Source organism: Arcticibacterium sp. SM2516 (assembly GCF_057914865.1).
Window position 1 is genome coordinate 4,106,821 of record NZ_CP195290.1, and the last position, 25,546, is coordinate 4,132,366.

The following is a 25,546-nucleotide window of genomic DNA, read 5'->3' on the forward strand; positions in this document are numbered from 1 at the left end:
TGCGTGAAATTACCAAAGCCTTTCTATTTTTGTCTTATGTACTCCGTTTTAGAAAAAAAAATTGATTTCCTCCCAGGGGTCGGCACTTCCAGAGCCAGCCTCCTAAATACGGAGTTGGGTATCTTCACTTATGCAGATTTATTAGAGTATTATCCTTTCAGATATGAAGACAGGAGCAAATTCCATCATATTTCCGCTCTTTCAGAAGACCTGGACAGTGCCCAACTAAAAGGAAAGATTACCAATATTCATAAAGCCGGCACTGGAAGAAAAGAAAGACTCGTTGTCAATTTTTCAGACGGCACCGGCACCGTAGAGCTCATTTGGTTTCAAGGTATCAGATGGGTGGAAAAAAAATTAGTGGTAGGAGCAGAATACATTGTTTATGGCAAACCCACTATTTTTGGCCACGCATTTAATTTCAGTCATCCAGAAATAAACGCCCTAACTCCTGCAACTGAAAAGGCAACGGGATTAAAACCCGTATATTCCCTTACCGAAAAACTTCGCAAAAAATTTATCGATAGTAAAGTTCTTGGTCAAATAACACAAAATGCATTAAGAGATATTGGAAATAATGTTCCAGAAAACTTGCCTGAAAGTTTATTGGTGAAATTCAAGATGATCCCACGTTGGCAGGCTTATCAATTAATCCACCATCCCAAAGACTATAATCATGTCAAGCATGCCCGAAGGAGACTTAAATTTGAAGAGTTATTTTACAATCAGCTTTCGCTGATCAATCAAAAGTTACTTCGTAAAAATGAGTTTGAAGGTCATCTCTTCACAAAAACAGAATTACTGACCACGTTTTATAACGAACATTTGCCTTTTGAATTAACCAATGCTCAAAAGAAGGTTATTAAGGAGATATTCTTTGATTTCAAATCTCAAATGCAAATGAACCGTTTGCTTCAAGGTGATGTGGGTTCCGGAAAAACCATCGTTAGCTTTATTTGTATGCTTATGGCTATTGATGGTGGGGCTCAGTGCTGTTTAATGGCACCTACGGAGATTCTTGCCACCCAGCACTTTCATGGCTTGAGCGAATTTGCCGAAAAAATAGGTTTGAAAATCGCATTGCTTACAGGCTCCACAAAGAAAAAAGAGAGAACTCTAATTCATGAAGAATTACTAAATGGCAGTCTGAATATCATTATTGGCACACATGCTTTAATAGAAGATAAAGTCCAATTTCAGAATTTAGGGCTATGTGTTATAGATGAGCAGCACCGTTTTGGTGTAGCCCAACGAGCTAAACTTTGGAATAAAAACAAAGAAATTCATCCGCACATTTTAGTCATGACTGCTACACCCATACCCAGAACGTTAGCCATGACGCTTTATGGGGATTTAGACGTCTCTGTTATTGACGAACTTCCTGCCGGCAGAAAACCCATCAAAACGGTTCATAGATACGACTCTAAAAGGCTGGAAGTATTTCAGTTTATTAGAGAAGAAATATTAAAAGGAAGACAGGTTTATATTGTTTATCCACTTATAGAAGAATCAGAAACGATGGATTTCAAAAACCTGATGGACGGCTATGAGAGCATTGCAAGAGCTTTTCCACAAAATGCTTTAAGTATCGTTCATGGTAAAATGAAGCCCAAGGATAAAGAATACGAAATGCAGCGTTTCGTCAAAGGGGAAACAGATATCATGGTAGCCACTACAGTGATTGAAGTAGGTGTAAATGTCCCCAACGCCAGTTTAATGGTTATTGAAAATTCGGAGCGTTTTGGTTTAGCTCAGCTCCATCAGTTAAGAGGAAGAGTGGGCCGTGGTGCAGAACAGTCTTACTGTATCTTAATGACCGACTTTAAACTCTCTAGGGAGTCCAGAAAAAGAATTGAGACTATGGTAGAAACGAACGACGGCTTCCAAATATCAGAGGTGGACTTAGAGCTTCGAGGACCCGGAGATATGTCTGGAACCCAGCAAAGTGGTCTCATGGATCTAAAAATAGCTAATTTAGCCACTGACGGGGCTATTCTGAAATTTGCTAGAGAATCTGCACTAGAAATCCTAGATGACGATCCATACCTCGGGAAAATACAATATGCTATGATTAAGGCTTTCATCGATAAGAAAAAGACTCCCAGATTAAATTGGAGTAGAATTAGCTAAAATCCATTATCTTAGCTAATAAAGCGTTAATTAGGGTAACATATTTTCACACTTTTCTTAATACTACGCTTCAGATTTCGTTTTTTTATATCCCATTAAACTGACTAATTAATTTTAGCCAATGTTGAAAATTTTAGGAATATCCGCGTACTACCATGATTCCGCAGCAGCTTTAATAGAAGACGGCAAAATAATAGCCGCTGCCCAAGAAGAGCGATTCAGCAGAAAAAAACAAGACGCTGGATTTCCTACTGAGGCCATCAAACACTGTTTGGAGTACGGAGGGCTTGAACTTTCAGATCTAGACGCCATCGTGTTTTATGACAAACCATTGCTTAAAATGGAACGCCTTCTAGAAACATACTACGCTTTTTCTCCTTCCGGTTTAAAATCCTTTTTGCTGGCTATGCCTGTTTGGTTAAAGGAAAAAATGTTCCTTAAGAAAACCCTAAAAATGGGTTTTTCTAATATTGGTGAATATGACAGAAAAAAAGTAAAGGAGCTTTTTCCTGAACATCATCTCTCACATGCCGCTAGTGCATTTTATCCCTCTCCTTACGAAGAAGCAGCCATTATGACGCTGGACGGCGTAGGCGAATGGGCCACGGCATCTATTGGATATGGAAAAGGGAAAGACATCAGTATCTTGAAGGAGTTAAAATTCCCTCATTCTATTGGGCTTTTATATTCTGCTTTCACCTATTTCTTAGGCTTTAAAGTGAACTCTGGGGAATACAAACTTATGGGACTTGCTCCCTACGGTCGCTCAAAATCACAGGAAGTTGAGAAATACAAATCCATTATTAAGAGCGAAATCGTTGAAGTATTTGAGGATGGTTCTATTTGGCTCAACCAAAAACACTTCAGATATGCCACTGGCTTAAAAATGGTTTATGATGACAAATGGGAAGGGCTTTTTGGTTTTCCTAAAAGAGAGTCTGAAGCACAACTGGAACAACACCACTGTGACCTTGGTCTCGCCATTCAGGAAATAACCGAAGAAATAGTTATTCTGATGGCAAAAGAAGCACAAAGATTAACTAAAAGTGACAACCTAGTTTTGGCAGGAGGTGTAGCTTTAAATTGTGTAGCTAACGGGAAACTGCAAGATGCCGGTATTTTTAAAAACGTTTATATTCAACCCGCTGCTGGAGATGCTGGAGGTGCATTAGGTGCTGCATTAGCAGCACATCATATCTATTTTAACCAAGATAGAATTATAGATAAAACTAAAATTGATGCTATGCAGGGTTCTTATCTTGGGCCTGAGTTCTCAGGCTTGGATATCAAACTAATGGCAAAAAAATATGATGCACCATATTCGTTCTTTGAAAGTTTTGATGAATTATCAGAAAAGACTGCAAAATTAATTTCTGTAGGCAACGTTATTGGTTGGTTTCAGGGAAGAATGGAATTTGGTCCTCGTGCTTTAGGTGCAAGAAGTATTTTAGGAGACCCTAGAAACCCTGAAATGCAGAAAAAGCTTAATCTTAAAATTAAATATCGAGAAGGATTCAGACCATTTGCCCCTTCTGTTTTGGCAGAAGATGTAGAAGAGTATTTTCAATGCAAAACCATATCTCCGTATATGCTTTTAGTTCATGGTGTTCAGGAAAGTAGAAGAAATAATACCCCAGAAAATTATGCAGATTTGCCTTTAATGGACAAGCTATATTTTCTGCGTTCCGATTTACCTTCTATAACGCATATCGATTACTCCGCAAGAATACAAACAGTGCATGAAGAGACGAACCCAAGGTATTATCAGCTTATCTCGGATTTTAAAAAAGAAACAGGCATAGGCGTTGTCGTTAATACCAGTTTCAATGTAAGAGGCGAGCCCATTGTTTGCACTCCGCAGGATGCTTATAAGTGCCTTATGAGAACAGAAATGGACTATCTTGTGATAGGTAACTATATTTTTGATAAAACACAACAGCCAGAATGGCTAGAAAAAGATAAATGGCAAGAGGAGTTTGCCCTTGATTGAAATAAAAACCACCCCGAATGGTCAAACAAATACGCTTCTTTTTTGGGGAAAGGAGACCAAAACACATAGCATGGAATTCATTAAAGACTTATGGCATTTTCTTTCCGAAAGAAAAAAATGGTGGCTCGCCCCCGTTATTATTGTTCTGCTTCTGATTGGCGTATTGCTTGTCATTGGTGGTGGCTCTTCCTTAGCACCGTTCATCTACACATTATTCTAGAATGGAAAAACAAAATAAATCAGAAATCATACTGTCCATAGTTGTAGGGTTTTTAGTCCTATTTTTCATCTTCAAAGTCCAGTGGTTATTATATACCGCTAGTGCCGTTGGTATCTTAGGATTATTATCAGGCTTTTTTGCAGATTTGATAATAAAATTCTGGCTAAAACTCGCCGAGTTTATGGGCAAAATCAATGGCACCATTTTACTGTCCATTATCTTTTTTGTGATATTGACTCCAGTGGCACTTCTGATGAAACTCTTTAAAAAATCGGATGAGCTGAAACTTAAAAAGCCATTAAACACCACTTTTGAAGATAGAAATTATCAATATCAGCCCGACGATTTAAAGAACATTTGGTAATAAAAGCTTTTAAAAAGAAAATCCCGACTTGAAATTCAAGTCGGGATTTTACATATAAATCAAGTTTATCTAACCTTAAATATACTGGTTGATAATCATCTCAAACAATTCTTGTTTGCCGCTAATCTGAGCTGGCTCACCTACTTCATGAGCAATCTTAGCTAAATCTTCAAGGCTCAACTCGCCATTTTCAAATTTGGCACCATTACCCGCATCAAAAGAAGCATATCTGTCTGTTCTCATCTTCTTGTAAGGAGATTTGGTCAATATATCGTTCGCAATCAAAAGAGCACGAGCAAAAACATCCATTCCGCCAATATGAGCAATGAAGATATCCTCAAGATCTGTCGAGTTTCTTCTAGTCTTAGCATCAAAGTTTATTCCGCCAGTAGTAAATCCTCCATTTTCTAAGATAACCAACATAGACTCCGTAACCTCATAAAGGTCTACTGGGAATTGGTCTGTATCCCATCCGTTTTGGTAATCCCCACGGTTAGCATCAATAGAACCTAACATGCCAGCATCCACAGACATTTGTAATTCGTGAGCGAAAGTGTGACCCGCTAATGTCGCGTGATTAACCTCTGCGTTGATAGCAAAATCTTTATCTAGACCTTGAGCTTTCAAAAAGCCAATTACCGTTTGAGCATCAAAATCATACTGATGCTTAGATGGCTCTGCTGGTTTAGGCTCGATATAATACTTACCCGTAAACCCTTGCTTTCTTCCGTATTCAGAAGCCGTTCTTAAAAACTGACCTAAGTGATCCAATTCTCTTTTAGTGTTGGTATTCAAAAGTGACATATAACCTTCTCTACCTCCCCAGAAAGTATATCCAGTACCACCAAGTTCGATTGTAGCATCAATACAAGTTTTTACTTGCAATCCAGAATGAGCCACAACCTCAAAATTAGGGTTAGTAGAAGCACCATTCATGTATCTTGGGTTAGAGAAAAGGTTGGCTGTACCCCAAAGTAACTTCACACCAGAAGCTGCTTGTTTCTGCTTTGCATAGGCTACTATGGTAGCCATGTTGCTCTCATATTCTTTCAAAGAGTTCCCTTCTGGAGACATATCCACATCGTGAAAACACCACCATCCCGCACCTAGCTTTGTAAAAAACTCAAACGCTGCATCCATTTTCTCATGAGCAGCTGTCATGACGTTGGCATTGCTGTCCCATGGAAAAGCCTTTGTTCCAGGACCGAAAGGGTCTCCACCAGTTCCACAGAAAGTATGCCAGTAAGCAACTGCAAACTTCAAGTGGTCACGCATGGTTTTACCTGCCACTATTCTGTTTTCATCATAAAACTTAAAGGCCATCGGGTTGTCCGACTCTTTACCTTCAAATTTTATTGGTTCTTTCACAAAAGGGAAGAACTCTTTGTCTCCAAGGGTTAAATTTAAATGACTCATTTATAATTTATCTTAAGTTAATTTTCAATAATAAGTGTCAAATATACAATTAATAATTTATTCCTAAAAATATCAGCCAAATTATAAGCCAAAAGCTATCAAAAAGTATGCGGCAATAATACAGCCTATAATAGGACCAACTACCGGAATCCATGCGTAAGACCAGTTATTACCACCTTTTCCTGCAATTGGCAATACGGCATGAGCTATTCTCGGTCCTAAATCTCTAGCAGGATTTATAGCATAACCCGTAGTCCCTCCTAAAGAAAGACCTATACCCCAAACCAAAATCCCAACCAAAAGTGGCTTCAATCCAGAATCTGCCTCCGCATAAATAGACATCACACCTATAATTAAAACAAAAGTTCCAATAACCTCACTGAGAATATTCCCTAAGGTATGTGGTACCGCCGGGCCAGTACAAAAGATCCCAAGTTTTGTTCCTTGATCATTTGTTTCTTTCCAATGTGGCAAATACATCAACCAAACCATAGTGGCTCCTAAAAAAGCACCAATAAACTGAGCAAGAATAAATGATGCAACATTAGCATAGTCTCCGCTGTGTACCGCCAAGCCAATCGTAACGGCAGGATTTAAGTGAGCACCTTGGCTCCCAAATTTTTGTGCGACAAAAACACCCAAAGCAACGGCAAAGCCCCAACCTGTGGCGGTGACTATCCAGCCAGAATTATTTCCATAAGTTTTTGCTAAAGAAGTATTAGCGTTTACACCTCCGCCAAAAAGTATCAGCATAAATGTCCCGACAATCTCGCCGATAAAGTTTGTTGTCTCCATTTCAATTTTAAGTTTAGGGTTGTTATTCTTGGCAATTTAGTAATTTCGCAACTTAATAATAATAGCATGCATTTAAATTCCCTTACGGCCATTTCTCCTGTAGACGGTCGATATAGACGCCATACGGAGAGCCTTGCTCCTTTCTTTTCTGAATTTGGCCTGATTCATTATCGTGTCAAAGTTGAGATTGAGTATTTCATAGCCCTTTGCGAAAAGCCTTTACCGCAGTTAACTGACTTTAACAAAGCCCTTTTCCCTGCCCTTAGAGCTATCTATGAAAACTTTAGTGAGGCCGATGCTTTAGAAATAAAGGAGACCGAACAGGTGACGAACCACGATGTAAAAGCGGTAGAATATTTTATTAAAGCGAGGTTTGAGAAAATGGATATTGCTTCCTTTTCTGAATTTATTCACTTTGGACTTACGTCACAAGACATCAATAATACTTCTATCCCTTTATCGCTTAAAGACGCCTCTGAAAAAGTGCTCTTCCCAGCTATTGAAGGAATTGTTGAAAACCTTTCTGCTCTTTCAACCGAATGGGCAGACATATCTATGTTAGCAAAGACACACGGCCAGCCAGCCTCCCCTACTAGATTAGGAAAAGAAATGGCTGTTTTCGTAGAACGTTTATGTGTACAATTTGACCAGTTAAAAGCTATTCCTTTTTCTGCAAAGTTTGGCGGAGCCACTGGAAATTTCAACGCCCATCATGTGGCCTACCCTGAGCACGACTGGGTTGAATTTGGAAATAACTTTGTGAACAACATTCTTGGTATTAGCAGAAGCCAGAAAACAACACAAATAGAGCATTACGATAATTTCGCGGCATATTCTGACGCCTTAAAACGCATCAACAACATATTGATAGATTTCTCAAGAGACATCTGGACATATGTAATGATGGAATATTTCAAGCAAAAAATCAAAGCAGGTGAAATAGGTTCATCTGCCATGCCTCATAAGGTAAACCCAATTGATTTTGAAAATGCAGAAGGAAACTTAGGTGTAGCCAATGCCTTATTAGAACACTTTTCTGCCAAGCTACCTATATCTAGACTACAAAGAGATTTGACAGACTCTACTGTTCTTAGAAACGTAGGTGTCCCGATAGGTCATGCCATAATTGCTCTTAAATCTTTGGAAAAAGGAATTGGCAAATTACAGTTGAACAAAGAAGCCATAGACCGAGATTTAGAAAACAATTGGGCAGTAGTGGCTGAAGCCATTCAAACGGTATTAAGAAGAGAAGGCTTCCCAAAACCTTACGAAGCATTGAAAGACTTAACGCGTAAAAACGAAAAGATTACAGAAAAGTCAATCAAAGAATTTATAGAGTCTTTAGACATTTCTGACAAAGTAAAATACGAACTAAAGGCTATTACGCCTTTTACTTTTACTGGAGTTTAAACCGCCATTGAGTTAAATAGATACTAAATCTTGAGATAAAAATTTATTTCAAGATTTAGCTTCGTCTATTACTCCTTTTGCATTTCCTGATGCAAATTGAGCAGATTCATAAGAGAACAGCTTTCCATTCAAATAGAATTTCTATTTTAGCATGAATAACCCTAATTAAAATGCTAAAGAAAACTCCTATTATCCCTTTCATTCTGACCACAAGCCTTTTCGCTTTGTGGGGTTTTGCCAATGACATTACCAATCCTCTGGTAAAAGCCTTTGGTACCATTTTTAATCAAAGCCAAACCATCAGCACTTTTGTGCAGGTTGCTTTTTATGGTGGATACTGCTTAATGGCTATTCCCGCAGCTATTTTCATTAAAAAATACACTTATAAAAAGGGCCTATTGATTGGCCTGGCACTTTATGGACTGGGATGTTTGGCTTTCATTCCTGCAGCTCAGTTAGGAATTTTCCAAGTTTTCTTAGTCGCCTATTTTATCATGACTTGCGGCTTAAGCTTCTTAGAAACCAGTGCAAACCCTTATATATTGGCTATGGGAGAAGAAGAAACCAGTACACAACGATTAAATCTAGCTCAAGCTTTTAATCCTATTGGCTCTATTACTGGGGCATACATTGCCACAAATTTCATTTTAGGCAAAATGAACAAAATGGGCACGCTGGAACGTGCTGAACTTTCTACTACAGACTTTAATGTGATAAAAATGGCAGATTTAGAAATTGTCAAAGGTCCATATGTTATCATCGGTTTAGTCTTGATAATCATGTTTGTACTGTTTCTAATTTATAAAATGCCCGAATACAAAGAAGTCGACAGCTCTAAAGGCTTGGACATCAAAGGCACTTTTCAGCGATTAATGAAAAACGGCAGATATAAAGAAGGTGTAATAGCACAAGCTTTTTATGTAGGTGCTCAAATAGCCATGTGGACATTTATTGTTCAATACGGTACAGAAGTATATATGAATTCAGGCATGATAGAGGCTGAGGCGGCAGAAAAAGCCAGCGGGATGCAAATCTATGCCTTGGTACTTTTTGCGGTCAGTAGGTTTATTTTCACCTTCCTAATGAAATTTATGAAACCTGGCTTTCTATTAATGGTTTTAGCCACTTTGGCCATTCTATTCTTACTTCCAGTCATATTTATAGGGGGAGAAATGGGTATGTACTTCATTGTTGGCGTTTCTGGATGTATGTCTTTAATGTTTCCTACCATCTATGGTATTGCATTAAAAGGAGTGGGAGACGACGCTAAGCTAGGAGCAGCTGGACTAGTTGCCGCTATTGGTGGTGGGGCATTATTACCACTGGTTCAGGCTTCTATCATTGATAACGCTTCCGTAAACTTATCATTTATAGTTCCATTGGTATGTTTCATAGTAGTGGTTTTTTACGGACGAAGAGCCTATACCACATATGCTTAAAAAGTAACTTCCAGTAGCCTTAATTTTTTAAGGTCTACGTCATTAGGAAAAGCCCAAAATAACACTGGCTCTTGCAGCAATAGGTTATTTTGGGCTTCATCTTGTCATAAGCTCAAATAGATTCTACCTCAAATAAATCAATAACTCGCTTAGATTTTGCGTTATTAGCATCAATTATAACCATTATTAATGCTAAGATCACTTATCACCTTATTCATCTTCCTTTTAGGCTTCCAAGCTTTTTCTCAAGAAATGCCTCAGCCAGAGGAAGAAAAGCCGATTTACTTTGAACAACCTAAATCTAATTTTAAAGAAAATCTTCATTTTGGAGGAAATGTCTGGTTAGGTTTTTTCGGAGCATTTTACGCAGACCTTTCTCCTATGGCTGGGTATGAGCTTAACGAAAGCGGTACGGTAGCTGGATTAGGCGGAACGTTTATATATCAGGGAAATTATAGTCAGGGCAAAGGCGTAGCCATGTTTGGCCCAAGAGTTTTCATTCGTCAACCGATCTGGAGAAGCTTTTTTGCTCATGCAGAATATGAAATCATAAATGCTCCTATTACCCAATTTTATTCTTTTGATAGAGATCAAGTTATTACAGGAGAAATTCCAAAAAAATGGGAAGGCTCTCCACTCATTGGACTTGGCATGTACCAAGGTCGCACGAGAGAACAATACGGAAGTTTTATTTCTGTAATGTATAATATAGGTCAATCCTACGGAAAGGGTTTTGTGTCACCCCAAGGCCTCGGTGGCGGAGATTCTCCCTTTGTTTTAAGGTTAGGCTTTTTCTTTTAAAGAATAATGGTCTTGTTGCCAAAAATAAAAACGCGGTCGTTGAAGACTAGTTTTAAGGCTTTGGTAAGCACCGTTTTCTCTACATCCTTCCCTTCTCTTGACATATCTTTAGAAGTGAATCTGTGGTCAACTTTTTTGACGTCTTGAGCAATTATTGGCCCTTCGTCCAAATTATTATTTACAAAATGTGCCGTTGCACCAATAATTTTCACACCCCTATCGAAAGCCTGTTTATATGGATTGGCACCAATAAATGCGGGCAAAAAGGAGTGGTGAATATTGACAATTTTGTTTGAAAACTTGGCTACAAAATAGGGGGTCAAAATCCTCATGTATTTGGCTAAAACCAAAAACTCTGGTTGATACTGATTGACGACTTTCAAAATCTCCAATTCATGACTTTCCCTACTGTGGCCTTCACAACTAAGGTAATGAAAGGGTATATCAAATTTGTTGACGTATGGCTCCAAAGTATCATAGTTGCTAATGACCGCCAAAATATTAGCATCCAGTTCTCCAAAATGATATCTGGTAAGTAAATCAGAAAGACAGTGATGTTCTTTGGTACACAAAATCACAATGTCCTTTTTCTTTTTAGGGTTTAATCTAAATTTGATTTCCTCATCGGGAACCCTTTTTCTAAGATCGGAAATGACAATCTCAGCATCAAAGTTTTTATCACTTTCAAACTCCGTCCTCATGAAAAATTGACCCGCCGGGCTAACATATTCATCCTGATTAATAATGTTACACTCGTTTTTATAAAGTACTTTGGTAACATGATAAACAAGGCCCTTTGAGTCTGGCCCTTCCATTAAAAGTATATTCTTGGTCATTGCTTTTTTTAGCTCTAAGGCCTAATAATTATGCGAAACAAATAGATTGAGGTAGCTATTCGCAAATTAAAACGTCTTTATTTTGAACTTTCAAGCTTAAAAGGGCTGGAAATGACCACTTCGAACTGGAAATCCTTTAAATAAATTAGTTTCTAAGTGTTGAAATCTCATCATAAAATAATTAATTTTAATTTCATGACGAGGTAATATTCTCAAAACAGCAGACCATTTTAAATGAATATTGAGTTTAACGACAATTTTGACGACATCGAGGATAAAGGCATAAGCCAAACCGCCAAGAAGTTTGAGGAAATGGTTCTAAACAATGAATCGCATTACCTGAACGAAGACATATATGAGTCCTTATCTGAGTTTTATCTTGAAAAATCAGATTGGGTTTTAGCTAAAAAAGCATGTCAATTGGGTTTGGACCAATATCCTTATTCTCTGGAACTCCTATTAAATAGGACTCAGCTTCATGTGAATGAATTTGAGTATGAAGAAGGTTTAGAATTGCTAGAAAAGGCTGCTACTTTTTTCCCAGCAGACACCGAAATTCTATACATGAAAGGCGTCATCTATAATCTTATGGGCGAGCATCATTCTGCTTTAGAGATTTTAGAAAGAACGCTAATGCTTTCTGACCAGAAAGACGACATATATTTCCAACTGGCTCAAACCTTCCAAAATCTTGGGGATTTTGAAACTGCAGTAGTGAACTATAAAGAAGCAATAGCTCTGGGGTACGACAATGAAATAGCCTATTTGGAGCTTATTTATAATCTTGAATACCTCAATAAACTAGAAGAAAACATTGCCTACTTCAAGGGATTGACAGACACAAACCCTTACTCTCACTATGCATGGTATTGTTTAGGTTTAGCTCAAAGCCGACTAAAACAATATCCTGACGCTATAAGAGCCTTTGATTTTGCTGTGGTCATAAAAGACGATTTTGCGAGCGGCTGGTTTAACCTTGGTCATAACTATATGAACGAGGAAAACTATGAAAAAGCTCAAGAAGCTTATCAGAAGACCCTTGAGCTTGAAAAGCCTTCCGCTGAAGTTTTGACCTACTTGGCGTCTAGTCATGAAAAACTGGGCGATTTCTTGGCGGCTTTTAATAATTACAAAAAAGCTACCGAAATAGATGAAAAATGGGACGAAGCATGGTACGGAATGGGAGCCGTACTTTACGAACAAAAAAAGTGGATTGAGGCCATTCATTTCGCTAAAAAAGCTACAAAGCTGAATGAAACCAACAGTGATTATTGGTTATTACAAGCAGATATAGAAGCCCGTCTAGGAAACATGATGTCTAGTATAGAAGCCTATAACCATGCCGCAAATTTGGATTCAGAGAATATAGATGTTTGGCTAAATTGGTCTTTACTATATTTTGAACAAAAAGAGTATCAAAAAGCCTTTGAGATCATCTTTAATGCCATTGAAGAAGTGCCGGGAGACGCTGATTTATATTATAGAGCTACCGTTTATTTGGTTTATGATGGCACGTATAACGAGGCCTACAAGTATCTTCAAGATGGTTTAAATCTAGACTTTGACGCCCACGAGCAGATTTATCCATTTTTCCCAAACCTTAAAACACAAAAAGCTCTTTTTAGGATAATAGAACAGTATAGATAAGACTGTTAACGGTCTTATCTATACTGTTATTCTAGAATGCCACACCATTTTGGTTTAGAATATCAACGGCTTCTATTTTTCCTTTTTTTGCCGCTTTTTTATACCATGCTATAGCATCGAGAATTAAGCCTCTGTTGGCGTGGTTTATACCAATATTATATTCATAATCTCCACTAGGATCTAGTTCCGCGGCCTTTTCCCAATAATCAATAGCCTCGTCATTCTTTCCAGACTCCGCTAGACTCAATCCAATATTTTTATAAGCCACCAGATAAGTAGGGTCCTTAGTAATTAGGGCCTTTAAGCCTTCGATTTCCTTTGCCAAATTACCTTCTTGTCTATAGCTAAAAGAACGATTTAAAATTAAATCCAAGTTGTCAGGGTTTTCTTTTAGCAATTTATCATAAATAGCCCTTGCCTCATTTCCACGACCAATCGCAGACAAAACTGAACCATAGGTATTGACATATTCAAAATTTTCAGGCTCGGCTTCCGCTGCCAATTTAGCATATTGGTAAGCTTCTTCATTTCTTTCTGTTTTACTTAGAGCTAAGGCCATAAGCCAGTCTGTCCTGTTATTTATAGGCATATAATTATATGCCCTTTCAATATAAGGGATGGCTAAATCAAACTGCTCTTCGTCAATATACATGGAAGCAATAGTACGGCATACATCGGCATTTTTAAATCCATTATTGTCGGCACGGGTAAGATATTCTTTAGCCATAGGAAACTCCTTTTCTCTCAAATGATACCAGCCAATATTGCTTAAAACCATCGCATCTTGTGGGTATACTTTCTCCGCAGGTTTAAAGAGTGTATATCCATTTTTCCAATGTGGCACTTGCACAAAACTTAAAAAAGCACATACCGCCAAAAGAGCAAAACTGAAAAACTTCCAAGAAGGCGATTTCTGTATTCCTTTGGCTAAGAAAAGACTTATTAAAAATAAAGGTCCTATAGAGGATAAGTAGTAATACCTATCAGCTACGATAGCACTTCCCACCGGTAAAATCTGTAATACCGTCGAAATGGCAATAGTGAAAAAAGCGACAGCCCACCATATTTTCTTATTCTTCCTTCCTAAAAAATAGACCACTCCTAAAAAGATAGGCAACACAAAAGCAGCAAGATTAAATATCCCAGGAATGGCACCATTGGGTTTTCCAGGATAAGGGTAAAAAGGCAGTAGCGTACTTGGAAAAATGGTTTTGACCCAATAAAATAAAAAGGAGTAACAAGCAATCCTGGCTCTTTCAGATACCGTATAAGCCGCAGAAATAACCGAAGTAGCGTCTGCCCCAGCATCTTTTTGGGCTGTGGTGGCAATGTATGCAAATGTCAAAGTCACCACGAAAAAAGGAATCTTATCTAAAAGGTTTTTAACACTCAGTTTCTTATCCAAAAACCACCAATCAGTAATTATTAATAGAGCAGGCAACACCACAGCCATACCTTTTGAAAAACAAGAAAGTATAAAAAACAGTATCGAGAGACCATACTGAACTTTATTTTTGGAAGTCTGATAGTTTAAATAAGTCAAGAAAGACAATAAAAGAAACAGGGTGTAGAGTACATCCTTTCTTTCTGCAGCCCATGCCACAGACTCCACATGTAACGGATGGAGAGCGAAAAAACCGGCGGTTAAGATGGCCACCCAAAAGTTTTTATTTAATCGGCTTATTAAGAGATATACCAAATAGCTATTTAAACTATGCAGTACAAGGTTATTAAAATGATACAACCAAGGGCTTTCGCCCACTATGGCATATTCTACGGCTAAAGTAAGCATGGTCATTGGGTGAAAATTACCCACATGGAATCCCGTTAAAAGAGCGTTTAAATCAAAGTTTTTAACGGCATCATTAAGGGTAATGTAGGGGTCATCGTCCCAGACAAGGCCATTGCCCCAAATTTGGGCGTAAGCCAAGAAAACACCCGCTAACATTATCAATAGCACCCATTTCTTGTCTATTTCAAATGTGTCTAATGGTGGAACTGCTTTTTGACTAGGTTGATTTTTAATAGGGGTCTTTTTGTGTTTGCTTTTGGCCATTTTCGTCTTAAGTCGTTAACAAATCTTTCTTTCTACAAATTTGTATAAAAAAGCGACATTTCTCCTCCTCAACGGTCTATTAAATGATATTTTGGCGAATTGTAACAAAATAAGCTACTTTGCGTTCTGATTTGGCAGAACTATTGTATCCTATCAATAGACTTCTCTTAAATTGATAAAAACAAAACCATTAATGGCTAAAGCATATTTCTTACTTCTTGCATTTCTTTTGCCATTATTTTCTATGGCTCAAGGTGCCTCTACCAATGGCGTAAAAGATGAACAAGAGATAAACTCTGAGTCGCTATTTATCGATGCCATGAAAGAATATACTGCCGAGAATTATGCCAAATCTGCCGAAATGTTTCAAGCTGTTATTAAGAAATTTAAACCCACGGCTGGCATGTACCACATGCTCAGTAAGGCATATGAACAATTAAACAACCTTAACGCGGCATCTACCGCAGCAAAAAGCACTTTAGAACTGGACAAAGAAAACACCTACTATCAAAAGTTTTATGCCAACATACTTACACGTCAATTAGATTATACTGCCGCTATAGACCTTTATAAGAAGGTCATCAAAAAGAACCCATTAGATATTTCATCTTATATTCTACTTAGTGACATTTATATTAGCCAAGAGGAGTATGACCAAGCCATTAAACTGTACAATCAAGTTGAGAAAAATATTGGTGCAGATGAAGAAATCTCCCATAGAAAACAAATACTTTTTCTTAGGCAGAATAAAGTAGAAGCCGCCATAAAAGAAGGAACCAGGCTTATTGAAAACCAACCTTTAGATCCTGATTATGTTCTAAATCAGGCTCAAATAATGATGGGTAATCAAAAACTAGAGGACGCAGAAAAGTTACTAAAAGATTATTTACAAAAAGACCCAAACCTAGCCGAGGGCCATGTTTTATTGGCTGACATTTACAGACGACAAGGTGACATAGGTGCCTGTAATACGGAATTACAGCTTGCATTTCAAAATCCGTCTTTAGAATCTAATATTAAGCTTAAGGTTTTAAGCTCCTTCGTCAAACTCGTAGAAACCAAGCCCGACACAGAGAATATCAATAACGCCATTTCTCTGACTCAAAAACTTATTGACATAGATCCTAAACTAGCAGGATCATATGTTATCATGGGTGACCTTAGGATGAAAAAAGGCAGACTTGAAGAAGCCCGTGAAAGCTACTTAAAGTCCATAGAATTTGATAAATCAGTATTTGAAGTTTGGTTAGCCATAGTGGAGCTTGATACGAAGTTAAATGATACGCCAGCTTTGATTAGAGATGCAGGTTTAGCCGCAGAATATTTTCCTAATCAGGCATTCTTTTGGTATCACAATGGCTACGGAAATGTTTTAGCCAAAAATTATGATGACGCCATTTATGCCCTAGAAGAAGCTAGAAATTTATCTTTTGACAATACTGAACTTCTAAAACATATTTTGTCGCTTTTAGGAGACTCCTATAATGCTACTAAGCAATACACTGCGTCTGAGAAGGCCTTTGAAGAGGTTTTGAAGATGGATGCAGGCTACTTGCCCGTTCTTAATAATTACAGTTATTATTTAGCCTTAAGAGGTAGAAATCTTGATAAAGCAGCATCCATGACCGAAAAACTGGTGAGTTTAGCACCAGGGAACGTAGACTATTTGGACACTAGGGCTTGGGTATTATTTAAGAATGAAAACTATCAACACGCCAAAGAGGTTATTGAAAGTGCCGTGTTGTATTCCAAAAATGTGAACGGAACGGTATTAGAACATTATGGCGACATACTTTTTAAGCTAGGTGATGTTACACAAGCCATTGAGCAATGGAAAAAAGCAAAAGAACTGGGAGAGAACAGCAAAAACATTGACGAAAAAATATTAAAACAGCAATACATCGAGTAACCGCCTTCATGATATCAAAATCAACCCGTCTTTTATTTGCACTTACACTTCTTATTTTTCAATTTTCCTGTAAAAGAGGTAAGATCCAAAAATCTATTGCTGAGCTTCCAAAATCCGATATTTCTAATATGGACTCAACGGCTATTCAAGGAAAGCCAGCAACATTAACGATAAGCGAATCTGACTTTGATTATCTTAAACTTAAAAGTAAAATAGACTTTCAGTCCGAAAACCTATCTCAATCTTTCCCTGCCAATGTTCATATTAAGAAAGACAGCGTCATCTGGATCTCTGTTTCTGTAGGCATAGAAGCCGCCAGGTGCCTCATCACACAGGATTCCATTTTAATTATGGATAGAATTAACAGAAAATATTACGGACTAAGCATTTCTGATCTTAATAACCAGTTTAACTTCGATTTTGACTTTAAACTTTTACAGTCTTTGCTTATTGGTAACCTTCCTTTTGAAAAAAAGGACGATGATTTAGTTCAATTAAATAGTTTATATACCAGTTTGTTTCAGCGTACTCAAAACATTAAAATAGAGAACCAAATTGACAATGTAAATCATAAATTAACCACCATTCTTGCAGAAGACCTGGGTGGAAAAAGCAAACTTGGTATCTCTTATTCGGACTTTATTCAAGTTATCAATGGGGTCGTTGTCCCTCACGCCATTTTTGCAAAAATTGATGTCTTCAGAGGAGACCAGATCAAAACCTCTACGCTTGATTTTAAACATACTAAGTTTGAGTTACAAGATAACCAGCTTAGATTCCCCTATGCCATTCCTAAAAGTTATGAGAAAGGAGTAATTGCCTTCTAGCGGAAAACACTTTCTTTAAAAATTTGACTTAATTTTGGGTATGGTTTTCACTTTCAAAAAAGCTTTCCTTTTAATCGCGATTTTATGTGCGAGTATGGCTGTGTGTGGCCAGAAGTCCCGAGAACAATTAGAAAAGGAAAAAAAAGAAAATCTAGAAAATATTAAAAGAGCTGAGCGAGTACTCAATCAAACCAGTTCTCAAAAAAAGGCGTCCATTGGAAAAGTTAAAGCTCTCAACACGCAGATATTCAATCAACAAAAGCAAATAGATCTCTTCTCCCAAGATATCAATTTAATAGATACTGAAATAGGAGAGCTGGAAGTGGCCAACCAAGAACTTCAAAAAAAGTTAGCTGCTTTAAAGAAAGAATATGCAGAGATGCTTTACATAGCCTCCAAGTCTAGTGGGAAGCTCAATAAATTGAGTTTTCTTTTTTCTGCTCGTTCCTTCAATGACCTCGTAATGAGGTATAAATATTTAGAACAATACACGGATAATAGGAAAATACAGGTTGGACAAATAAATAAAGTTTCTCAAACGCTAGCGAGCAGACAACAAGAGCTTTCTCAAAAGAAAAATGAGAAACAGAATGTGCTAACTCAAAAACAAGGAGAAACTCAGAAACTTTCGGTACTTCAAAGAGAACAATCCCAAACGGTAGCTCAATTATCCAAAGAGGAGAGAAATATCAGGAAAGAGATAGAAAGCTCAAAACAAGCTATAAGAAGACTCGATAACCTTATTTCTTCCATTATTCGCAAATCTGCCGAAAAAGTAAGCAATGCCACGCCGAATGAGGCCGTCGTCAATACCGCCTTGTCGGCATCCTTTCAAAACAATAAAAGAAAACTTCCTTGGCCTGTTCAAAACGGTTTTATCTCAGATAAGTTTGGCGTTAAAAACCACCCAATTTTAACAAATCTAAAAGTTGACAACAACGGAATAGATATCCAAACCTCTCCAAATGCACGTGTAAGTTCCGTCTTTGATGGAATTGTACTTGATATTTCTCAAATTCCCGGTCTGAATAATGTGGTAGCTATTCAGCATGGCGAATATTTCACCGTTTACGCCAATTTGAAATCCGTCAATATAAAACTACAGGATAAAGTCATTGCCGGTCAATTGATTGGTATAGCCGGAGAAAAAGGTGGTGAGTATGAAATAAACTTTCAAGTCTGGCATCAGTTCACCAAGATGGATCCTGAAATTTGGTTAGCTAGAAAATAAACTTCTCGGAATAGCCTTGGCAAAATTAAATTTGCAATCGAACAAAAAATCGTCAATCTTCAACAAAACTTAAAGTAAATTATGTCTGTACATTCTGATGTAAAACGAATTACTACCAACATTTTACGCAATATGAAACAGCAAGGCGACAAGATAGCTTGTCTTACCGCCTATGACTATTCTATGGCTACCCTTGTAGATGCTGCTGGTATAGAGCTAATTTTAGTTGGCGATTCGGCTTCAAATGTTATGGCGGGTCATGAGACCACTTTGCCTATCACCTTGGATCAAATGATTTATCATGCCCAAGGGGTTATTAGAGGAGTAAAGAGGGCTCTGGTGGTAGTAGATTTGCCCTTTGGAAGTTATCAAGGAAACTCCACCCAAGCTTTAAAGTCGGCCATCAGGATCATGAAAGAATCAGGTGCTCATGCGGTAAAAATGGAAGGTGGAGAAGAAATAGAAGAATCCATTTCTAGGGTTTTAAGTGCCGGTATTCCTGTAATGGGTCATCTAGGTTTAACGCCGCAGTCTATCTATAAATTTGGAACATATTCGGTTAGAGCAAAAAGTGAAGATGAGGCAGATTTACTTAAATCTAATGCCCAACTTCTTAACGATTTAGGATGTTTTGGTGTAGTTTTAGAGAAGATACCTCAGGAATTAGCCGCAGAGGTCACCGCTTCCATTGATATCCCTACGGTGGGTATTGGTGCTGGAAATGGCTGTGATGGACAAATTTTGGTCATTCACGACATGTTAGGAATAAACAAGGATTTTAGCCCTCGTTTTTTAAGACGCTACGCCGACCTACATACCGAAATGACCAATGCCTTCACAGGTTATATTAAGGATGTAAAATCTGGAGACTTCCCGAATGAGAAGGAAAGCTATGGCTAGCATTTGGTCGCAATACTTTTAAACTAAATCTACTTAAGCATGGAATTAAGAGCCTATCCTATTATTCGTTTGGTGCTCTTTCTTATCCTAGGCATTCTGGTATTTGAATTTTTCAATCTCTCCCTTTCCCAAGTATTTATAGTATTTGGGGTTTCCCTTATAGTTCTTCTTTTAGGTTTATATCTTAAGAAAAATGCGGTTTTTAGCATTGCTATTTATAGCTGCTTGATAACCATAGGCTGGCTATTTTCAAGTTTTCATGATAGAAATTCTCAAAACCAAAGAAACGATTTTGAAGCTTATCTCATAAGAGTTAATTCTGCCATAGAAACCAAACCAAAATCCTATAAGGCCATTGGTGAAATTTATAAAGTTAGAAAAGACAGTGTCTGGCAAGAATCAAAAGGGGATATTCTTCTTTACTTTTCACAAGATACCTTAAAACCGAAATATGGAGACATTTACTTGATAGCTGCTACTCCCAGAGAAATTGAAGGTCCCAAAAACCCCCTCGAATTTGATTATAAACTCTTTCAAGCCAGACGGGGAATTAAAATGCATCACTTTCTTAGAAAGGATGATTATACGAAAGTCGGTTACAAACCTAAAAATCCCGTATTCCAATTGTCCTATGCTCTTAATACGGCTTCCAGCGAAAGACTACACGAAATATTGGTAGACAAAGCCAATATAGGTGTGGCTGAAGCCATGCTAATAGGCACTAAAGACGAACTTGACGCAGACGTACGCGACGCCTACGCCACGGCAGGTGCCATTCATATTCTGGCTGTTTCAGGGCTTCATGTGGGAATCCTAATGCTTATGCTAAATTTTATATTTGGCCCATTAAACCGTAACAAAAAGACAAAATGGCTATACGGTCTTATTATTGTCTCTTGCTTGTGGGCCTATGCCCTTTTTACAGGTTTTTCTCCGAGTGTGGCTAGAGCCACACTCATGTTTAGCATTATTCAAATAGGTACTTTAATCCAAAGAGATAAAAACAGTATTAATGTATTAGCGGCATCAGCGTTTTTGCTGTTACTCATCAATCCATTCTGGTTGTTTGAAGTTGGTTTTCAGCTTTCTTACTTGGCTATTTTTGGGATATTGTACCTCTATCCTTATTTAAACGAATTATATCAACCTAAAAACTGGCTGTTGACCAAACTCTGGCAAATAAGTGTTCTTTCTATTTCTGCCCAACTATTCACATTTCCTTTAAGTATTTACTATTTCCATCAGTTTCCCAGTTATTTTCTACTGACGAATCCTTTGGTTACGGTACTGAGCAGTACGGTTCTTTTTTTGGGCATCCCTTCACTATTATTCTATTGGGTACCCTTCCTTTCGGATGTTTTAGCATGGCTTTTAAAGTGGACCCTGCTTGTTCTTAATAAATCCATTTTCTATGTTTCTGCCCTACCTGAATCTAAGCTTCACGGGTTTTCCATTTCTCAGCTAGAGGTTTTTGCCATATATGTTTTTCTTTTCCTGATTATTCTATTTTTCTTAAAAAGAGAATCTAAGTATCTATTCACTGGTTTAGTCTTATTCCTGATAATTTCCGCTTGGAATTTTCATGAAGATTTCATTCAGCGTAGACAAAAGGAACTTACTTTTCATTTTATCCCACGTTCCTCCGGTTTTAGCCTCATAGATGCTAAGTCTGCTTTATTTATCACAGACTCCGTCACAGCTAAGAACCCTCGAGCTTATAATTTTCATTTGAAAAACTATTACGACCATCTTGGTGTAAAAAACTATAAAATCATCAGCCCTGAAAATGGCAAACAGAACTTCACTTTCGAGTTGGGCGAATCCAATCATTTATGGATACAACAATTTTTCCGTACCAAAGTGAAAGATTCATTTTCGAGAGTTCTCGTTTCTAATAACGCTGTTTACAATATTGAAAAGCAGTTTGACACCTATCCCGAAGAAATCATTTTAGACGACACCAATTCCAAATACAGAATTGCTACGCTCAAAAAACAAGCGGACTCATTGAACATAAAATTGGTCTCGTTATACGAAACTGGAGGTTTAACTTATAAATACTAAACCCTTGGAAACCATTTAACCTCCTCGGCTTTTTCATCCTGGCCCATCTTCCTCGACAGCACGAAAAGATAATCTGAAAGTCTGTTCAAATATTTTATGATCATAAAGTTGAGTTCTTCCTCGTCGTGAAGTCTTATCGCACACCTTTCTGCTCTTCTACACACCGTCCTAGCCAAATGAGCATAGGAGACGTTAATGCTTCCACCTGGTAAAACAAAATGTTTCAAGTCTGGTAGTTCTAGGTTCATTTCATCCATCTGATTTTCAAGAAGATTTATATCCTCTTCTTTTAAATCTGGAAGCTTCTTTACTCCGCCACCGCCAGACTCCGAAGCCAGCTCTGCTCCAATTGTAAAAAGTCTGTCTTGCACTTCCTTCAAAATTTCTCTCTTTGCTGTGTCTTCGGAAACATCTCGTAATAATCCTATCCAAGAGTTTAGCTCATCTACCGTACCATAGGCCTCAATTTTCAATTCTCCTTTGCTAATTCTCTTCCCTCCTATTAACCCTGTGGTTCCTTTATCCCCTGTTTTGGTATAAATCTTTGACATAATTATTTTTAAACGTAATGCAAGACTAAATTTGCACTCAAATTAATGGTACCACAAGAAATTTAGGTGATAAATTATGTATAACGTTATATTTAATTATTGGAAAAGAGCTGCTTTTATCTTTTTGCTAGGTCTTTTACTTTACTGCTATGTTGGCCTTCCAGAGTCTATTGCTTTTAAGCATAATGACATAGGCCGACCTATCGGCTTTATAGATAAACAAAGTTTCTTTTATATTTCAGTTGCCTTGATTGTTGGCTTGAACCTTCTTTTTGGGGTTGTAAAGTCATCTTTTGAAAAAATAAATTTGCAAAAAATCATACCTAACAGTAGCTGGTCAGCCCAAGAGACGGAATTAAAAACTCTTATCTCTGCATGGTTTAATGCCATTCTTGCCTTTGTAAACACCTATTTAGTTTTTGTATTAATGGGTCTTATGCAAATCAATAGAGATCCTTCGCAAAATCTCAACAGAGATTACAGCTGGTTCCTAGTTATTGGAGCTGTTATACTTATGGGTATTCTTTTTTCTGTGCCCATAAAAATCCTTTTTTCGAAGCCTGTTCAAAATTGAAAGTACCGTCCGAAATAAAAATAGAAGACTATAACTACCCACTTCCTGACGATAGGATAGCGAAATATCCTTTGAGTCCGCGGGACTCATCCAAGTTATTGGTTTTCAAAGAAGGGAAAGTGAAGGATGAAGGGTTTAAGTCTCTTCCAAACGAACTTCCACATAAGGCACACCTGGTGTTTAATAACACCAAGGTGATTCCTGCACGGTTATTTTTTAGAAAAAAAACTGGAGCACTCATTGAAATTTTTCTATTAGAACCCGTTCAACCCAGCAGAGTTATTTCTCAGGTCATGGAATCAACAGATTCAGCGACCTGGAAATGTATGATTGGCAATAAAAAGAAATGGAAAGATGAGATTTTAGAATTATCTATCCCTGTTTCAGATTCTTTACAAGTTATTGTCAAAGCCACTCTATTCAATAAGGAAGAAAACACAGTTGCTTTTGACTGGACGAGCAATATAAGTTTTGCGGAGTTGGTAAAGATTTTTGGTCAAATCCCCCTTCCTCCTTACCTCAATAGAGCAACAGAAGAGATAGATAAAGAAACTTATCAAACTGTGTACTCTGAATGGGACGGAGCAGTGGCAGCCCCTACAGCTGGCCTTCATTTTACGGAAAGCATATTCGAAAAATTAAAGGTAAAAGAAATACAAACCTCTTTTATCACACTTCATGTGGGTGCAGGAACTTTCCAGCCTGTAAAAACTGAAAATGCACTAGAACATCACATGCACTCCGAGCAAATTGTCTTCACAAAGACATTCTTGGAATGCCTCTTAAAAACAGAAGGTCCTGTTATTCCTGTGGGCACCACATCTATGCGTTCTTTGGAGAGCCTATATTGGTACGGCGTAAAAGTTTATAAAAATCCAGCAGGGGAAGTCCCATTCTTTATTGAAAAGTTATATCCATATCAGAACTTACCTGAAGAATTACCTTCAAGCCTAGTTTCCATTCAGGCTATTATAAGCTATATGGAAAGCAATAACCTTAAAACTTTAGTAGGCGATACTGAGATTTACATCTTTCCGGGTTATCATTTTAAGATTTGTAAAGGAATTATTACGAATTTCCATCAACCTAAATCAACGCTCTTACTACTTATTTCGGCACTTATAGGAGAAGAATGGAAAGAAATATACGAATTTGCCTTACAAAATGACTTTAGATTCCTCAGCTATGGAGACTCTAGTTTGCTTCTCTCATAGTGGAGCCACGCTTTATAAGCTCATGTCTTAACACTATAGTGTTGGTCATCTGAACGTCCATATTACCATTAAGATGTGCTATTAAACTGTTGGCCGCCAACTCACCCATTTCCTCTCCAGGGTAATGAATAGTTGATAATTTGGGCTCTACGATTCTACTTATAGGGTCGTCATTAAAACCTATAATAGCAATTTCTCCAGGAACTCTTATTCCCTCCTTTTTCAAAGATACCATAAGGGAAGCCGCACAGGTGTCGTTAGTCACAAAAATCCCGTCTGGTTTTTCATCTAATTCTGCAATATGTTGACTCACTTCATAACTGGCATCTAGGCTAAGATCTGTTACAAAGAGCATTTTTTCAGAAAAAGACAAGTTAGAATCCACTAATGCCTTTAGGTAACCTTTATATCTATCCTGGTAAACGTTCCAATCCAAATCTCCCGTAATGTGACTGATTCTTGTGCATCCTTGCTCTATTAAGTGCATAGTTGCTTCATATCCTGCCTGAAAATTATCAATGACAATTTTGGGTACATTCTTTATATCCAGCACCCGGTCAAAAAACAAAGTGGGAATACCTTTTTTTAGGAATGGCTCAAAATGAGCAATATTATCTATTCCGAGTAGCGTTGATACCAGCAGACCATCTACCCTAGAATCAAACATCGTTTTAGCATTGGCTATCTCCTTTTGCTGGTTCTCTAGCGATTGTGTAATCAGTAAATTATATCCAGAATGATTAGCTGCCTTCTCCATTCCTGCCAGTACTGTTGCCAGAAAATATGAATCTAGCTTGGGCACCATGACCCCTAAAGTCATCGTAGATTTAGCCCTCAGGTTTTTAGCAAAAAGGTTAGACCTGTAACCCATTTCTTTTGCCGCTAAGTTTATTTTGCTTTTGGTTCTTTCGTTAATAGCGGGATGATCGTTCAGGGCTCTACTCACCGTAGAAGCAGAAATGTTCAATTGATCAGCGATGTCGTAGATAGTAACTTCTTTTTGCATATATTAATGCTTGTTATAGATTCAAAAATAGTGATAATATATTTCCCAAAAGTGGAAATTTAGAAAATGCAATCGGTTGAAATTTAATAAAATTCCGTATATTTCAAGCTGAAATATTCAATCCTTTAAAATAAATTTGCTTTTTCTTAGCCTTAAATAATTGAAG

At 37.6% G+C, this 25,546-nt stretch carries 21 protein-coding genes; 15 read left to right on the forward strand and 6 right to left on the reverse strand.

The window, feature by feature from the left end; all coding sequences use genetic code 11:
- Window positions 1-36: 36 nt before the first annotated feature.
- The 4 genes from recG to ACSBFT_RS16905 all read left to right on the forward strand — a co-directional run bounded on the left by recG (window position 37) and on the right by ACSBFT_RS16905 (window position 4,704).
- Window positions 37-2,130, forward strand: a complete 2,094-nt coding sequence (recG, locus tag ACSBFT_RS16890) for an ATP-dependent DNA helicase RecG (RefSeq protein ID WP_489601625.1) — start codon at window positions 37-39, stop codon at window positions 2,128-2,130.
- Between the two features lie 124 nt (window positions 2,131-2,254).
- Window positions 2,255-4,120, forward strand: a complete 1,866-nt coding sequence (locus tag ACSBFT_RS16895; protein WP_489604847.1) for a carbamoyltransferase family protein — start codon at window positions 2,255-2,257, stop codon at window positions 4,118-4,120.
- Between the two features lie 70 nt (window positions 4,121-4,190).
- Window positions 4,191-4,340: a DUF5989 family protein gene (locus ACSBFT_RS16900; protein ID WP_489601626.1), complete on the forward strand. Its 150-nt coding sequence runs from the start codon at window positions 4,191-4,193 to the stop codon at window positions 4,338-4,340.
- A 1-nt stretch (window position 4,341) separates the two neighbouring features.
- Window positions 4,342-4,704 (forward strand): SxtJ family membrane protein, encoded by a 363-nt coding sequence (locus tag ACSBFT_RS16905; protein WP_489601627.1) that lies wholly within the window; start codon window positions 4,342-4,344, stop codon window positions 4,702-4,704.
- 75 nt (window positions 4,705-4,779) lie between these two features.
- Here ACSBFT_RS16905 and xylA read toward each other — a convergent pair whose 3' ends face one another.
- Both xylA and ACSBFT_RS16915 read right to left on the reverse strand, forming a co-directional pair.
- Window positions 4,780-6,120, reverse strand: coding sequence for a xylose isomerase (gene xylA, locus ACSBFT_RS16910; protein ID WP_489601629.1), 1,341 nt, complete (start codon window positions 6,118-6,120; stop codon window positions 4,780-4,782).
- Between the two features lie 81 nt (window positions 6,121-6,201).
- Complete coding sequence (locus tag ACSBFT_RS16915) at window positions 6,202-6,915, reverse strand: MIP/aquaporin family protein (protein ID WP_463045060.1); 714 nt, start codon at window positions 6,913-6,915, stop codon at window positions 6,202-6,204.
- Window positions 6,916-6,981: 66 nt separating this feature from the next.
- On the opposite strand from ACSBFT_RS16915, the gene purB reads away from it, so the two are divergent.
- The 3 genes from purB (at window position 6,982) to ACSBFT_RS16930 (ending at window position 10,565) form a co-directional block, all read left to right on the forward strand.
- Window positions 6,982-8,325: an adenylosuccinate lyase gene (gene purB / locus ACSBFT_RS16920; protein ID WP_489601630.1), complete on the forward strand. Its 1,344-nt coding sequence runs from the start codon at window positions 6,982-6,984 to the stop codon at window positions 8,323-8,325.
- 170 nt (window positions 8,326-8,495) lie between these two features.
- Entirely contained in the window at window positions 8,496-9,764 is a 1,269-nt protein-coding gene (gene fucP, locus ACSBFT_RS16925; RefSeq protein ID WP_489601631.1) for an L-fucose:H+ symporter permease, read from the forward strand.
- A 189-nt stretch (window positions 9,765-9,953) separates the two neighbouring features.
- Complete coding sequence (locus ACSBFT_RS16930; protein ID WP_463045063.1) at window positions 9,954-10,565, forward strand: hypothetical protein; 612 nt, start codon at window positions 9,954-9,956, stop codon at window positions 10,563-10,565.
- Here ACSBFT_RS16930 and purU read toward each other — a convergent pair.
- Window positions 10,562-11,401: a formyltetrahydrofolate deformylase gene (gene purU, locus ACSBFT_RS16935; protein ID WP_489601633.1), complete on the reverse strand. Its 840-nt coding sequence runs from the start codon at window positions 11,399-11,401 to the stop codon at window positions 10,562-10,564. The two genes, ACSBFT_RS16930 and purU, sit on opposite strands and share 4 nt — an antisense overlap.
- A 234-nt stretch (window positions 11,402-11,635) precedes the next feature.
- On the opposite strand from purU, the gene ACSBFT_RS16940 reads away from it, so the two are divergent.
- Window positions 11,636-13,048: a tetratricopeptide repeat protein gene (locus ACSBFT_RS16940; protein WP_463045065.1), complete on the forward strand. Its 1,413-nt coding sequence runs from the start codon at window positions 11,636-11,638 to the stop codon at window positions 13,046-13,048.
- 31 nt (window positions 13,049-13,079) lie between these two features.
- Here ACSBFT_RS16940 and ACSBFT_RS16945 read toward each other — a convergent pair whose 3' ends face one another.
- Window positions 13,080-15,104: a tetratricopeptide repeat protein gene (locus ACSBFT_RS16945; RefSeq protein ID WP_489601634.1), complete on the reverse strand. Its 2,025-nt coding sequence runs from the start codon at window positions 15,102-15,104 to the stop codon at window positions 13,080-13,082.
- Between the two features lie 172 nt (window positions 15,105-15,276).
- Between ACSBFT_RS16945 and ACSBFT_RS16950 the strand changes: the two genes are divergently transcribed.
- The 5 genes from ACSBFT_RS16950 to ACSBFT_RS16970 all read left to right on the forward strand — a co-directional run bounded on the left by ACSBFT_RS16950 (window position 15,277) and on the right by ACSBFT_RS16970 (window position 22,035).
- Complete coding sequence (locus tag ACSBFT_RS16950) at window positions 15,277-17,013, forward strand: tetratricopeptide repeat protein (protein WP_489601636.1); 1,737 nt, start codon at window positions 15,277-15,279, stop codon at window positions 17,011-17,013.
- 8 nt (window positions 17,014-17,021) lie between these two features.
- Window positions 17,022-17,840 (forward strand): lipoprotein insertase outer membrane protein LolB1, encoded by an 819-nt coding sequence (lolB1, locus tag ACSBFT_RS16955; RefSeq protein WP_489601638.1) that lies wholly within the window; start codon window positions 17,022-17,024, stop codon window positions 17,838-17,840.
- A 40-nt stretch (window positions 17,841-17,880) separates the two neighbouring features.
- Window positions 17,881-19,071, forward strand: coding sequence for a murein hydrolase activator EnvC family protein (locus tag ACSBFT_RS16960; protein ID WP_463045069.1), 1,191 nt, complete (start codon window positions 17,881-17,883; stop codon window positions 19,069-19,071).
- 81 nt (window positions 19,072-19,152) lie between these two features.
- Window positions 19,153-19,971: a 3-methyl-2-oxobutanoate hydroxymethyltransferase gene (gene panB, locus ACSBFT_RS16965; RefSeq protein ID WP_463045070.1), complete on the forward strand. Its 819-nt coding sequence runs from the start codon at window positions 19,153-19,155 to the stop codon at window positions 19,969-19,971.
- Between the two features lie 39 nt (window positions 19,972-20,010).
- Window positions 20,011-22,035, forward strand: a complete 2,025-nt coding sequence (locus ACSBFT_RS16970; protein ID WP_489601640.1) for a ComEC/Rec2 family competence protein — start codon at window positions 20,011-20,013, stop codon at window positions 22,033-22,035.
- On the opposite strand, the gene ACSBFT_RS16975 is transcribed toward ACSBFT_RS16970, so the two are convergent.
- Window positions 22,032-22,586 carry a cob(I)yrinic acid a,c-diamide adenosyltransferase gene (locus ACSBFT_RS16975; RefSeq protein WP_489601642.1) on the reverse strand — a complete coding sequence of 185 codons (555 nt, stop codon included), beginning with the start codon at window positions 22,584-22,586 and terminating at the stop codon, window positions 22,032-22,034. The two genes, ACSBFT_RS16970 and ACSBFT_RS16975, sit on opposite strands and share 4 nt — an antisense overlap.
- A 76-nt stretch (window positions 22,587-22,662) precedes the next feature.
- On the opposite strand from ACSBFT_RS16975, the gene ACSBFT_RS16980 reads away from it, so the two are divergent.
- Together ACSBFT_RS16980 and ACSBFT_RS16985 are read left to right on the forward strand one after the other, a co-directional pair.
- Complete coding sequence (locus tag ACSBFT_RS16980; RefSeq protein ID WP_463045073.1) at window positions 22,663-23,160, forward strand: hypothetical protein; 498 nt, start codon at window positions 22,663-22,665, stop codon at window positions 23,158-23,160.
- The gene (locus tag ACSBFT_RS16985) at window positions 23,157-24,374 is read left to right on the forward strand and encodes an S-adenosylmethionine:tRNA ribosyltransferase-isomerase (RefSeq protein ID WP_489601644.1); all 1,218 of its coding nucleotides are present in this window, start codon (window positions 23,157-23,159) and stop codon (window positions 24,372-24,374) included. Before ACSBFT_RS16980 ends, ACSBFT_RS16985 begins: the two co-directional genes overlap by 4 nt.
- On the opposite strand, the gene ACSBFT_RS16990 is transcribed toward ACSBFT_RS16985, so the two are convergent.
- Window positions 24,355-25,380, reverse strand: coding sequence for a LacI family DNA-binding transcriptional regulator (locus tag ACSBFT_RS16990; RefSeq protein ID WP_463045075.1), 1,026 nt, complete (start codon window positions 25,378-25,380; stop codon window positions 24,355-24,357). The genes ACSBFT_RS16985 and ACSBFT_RS16990 overlap by 20 nt on opposite strands.
- Window positions 25,381-25,546: the final 166 nt, after the last annotated feature.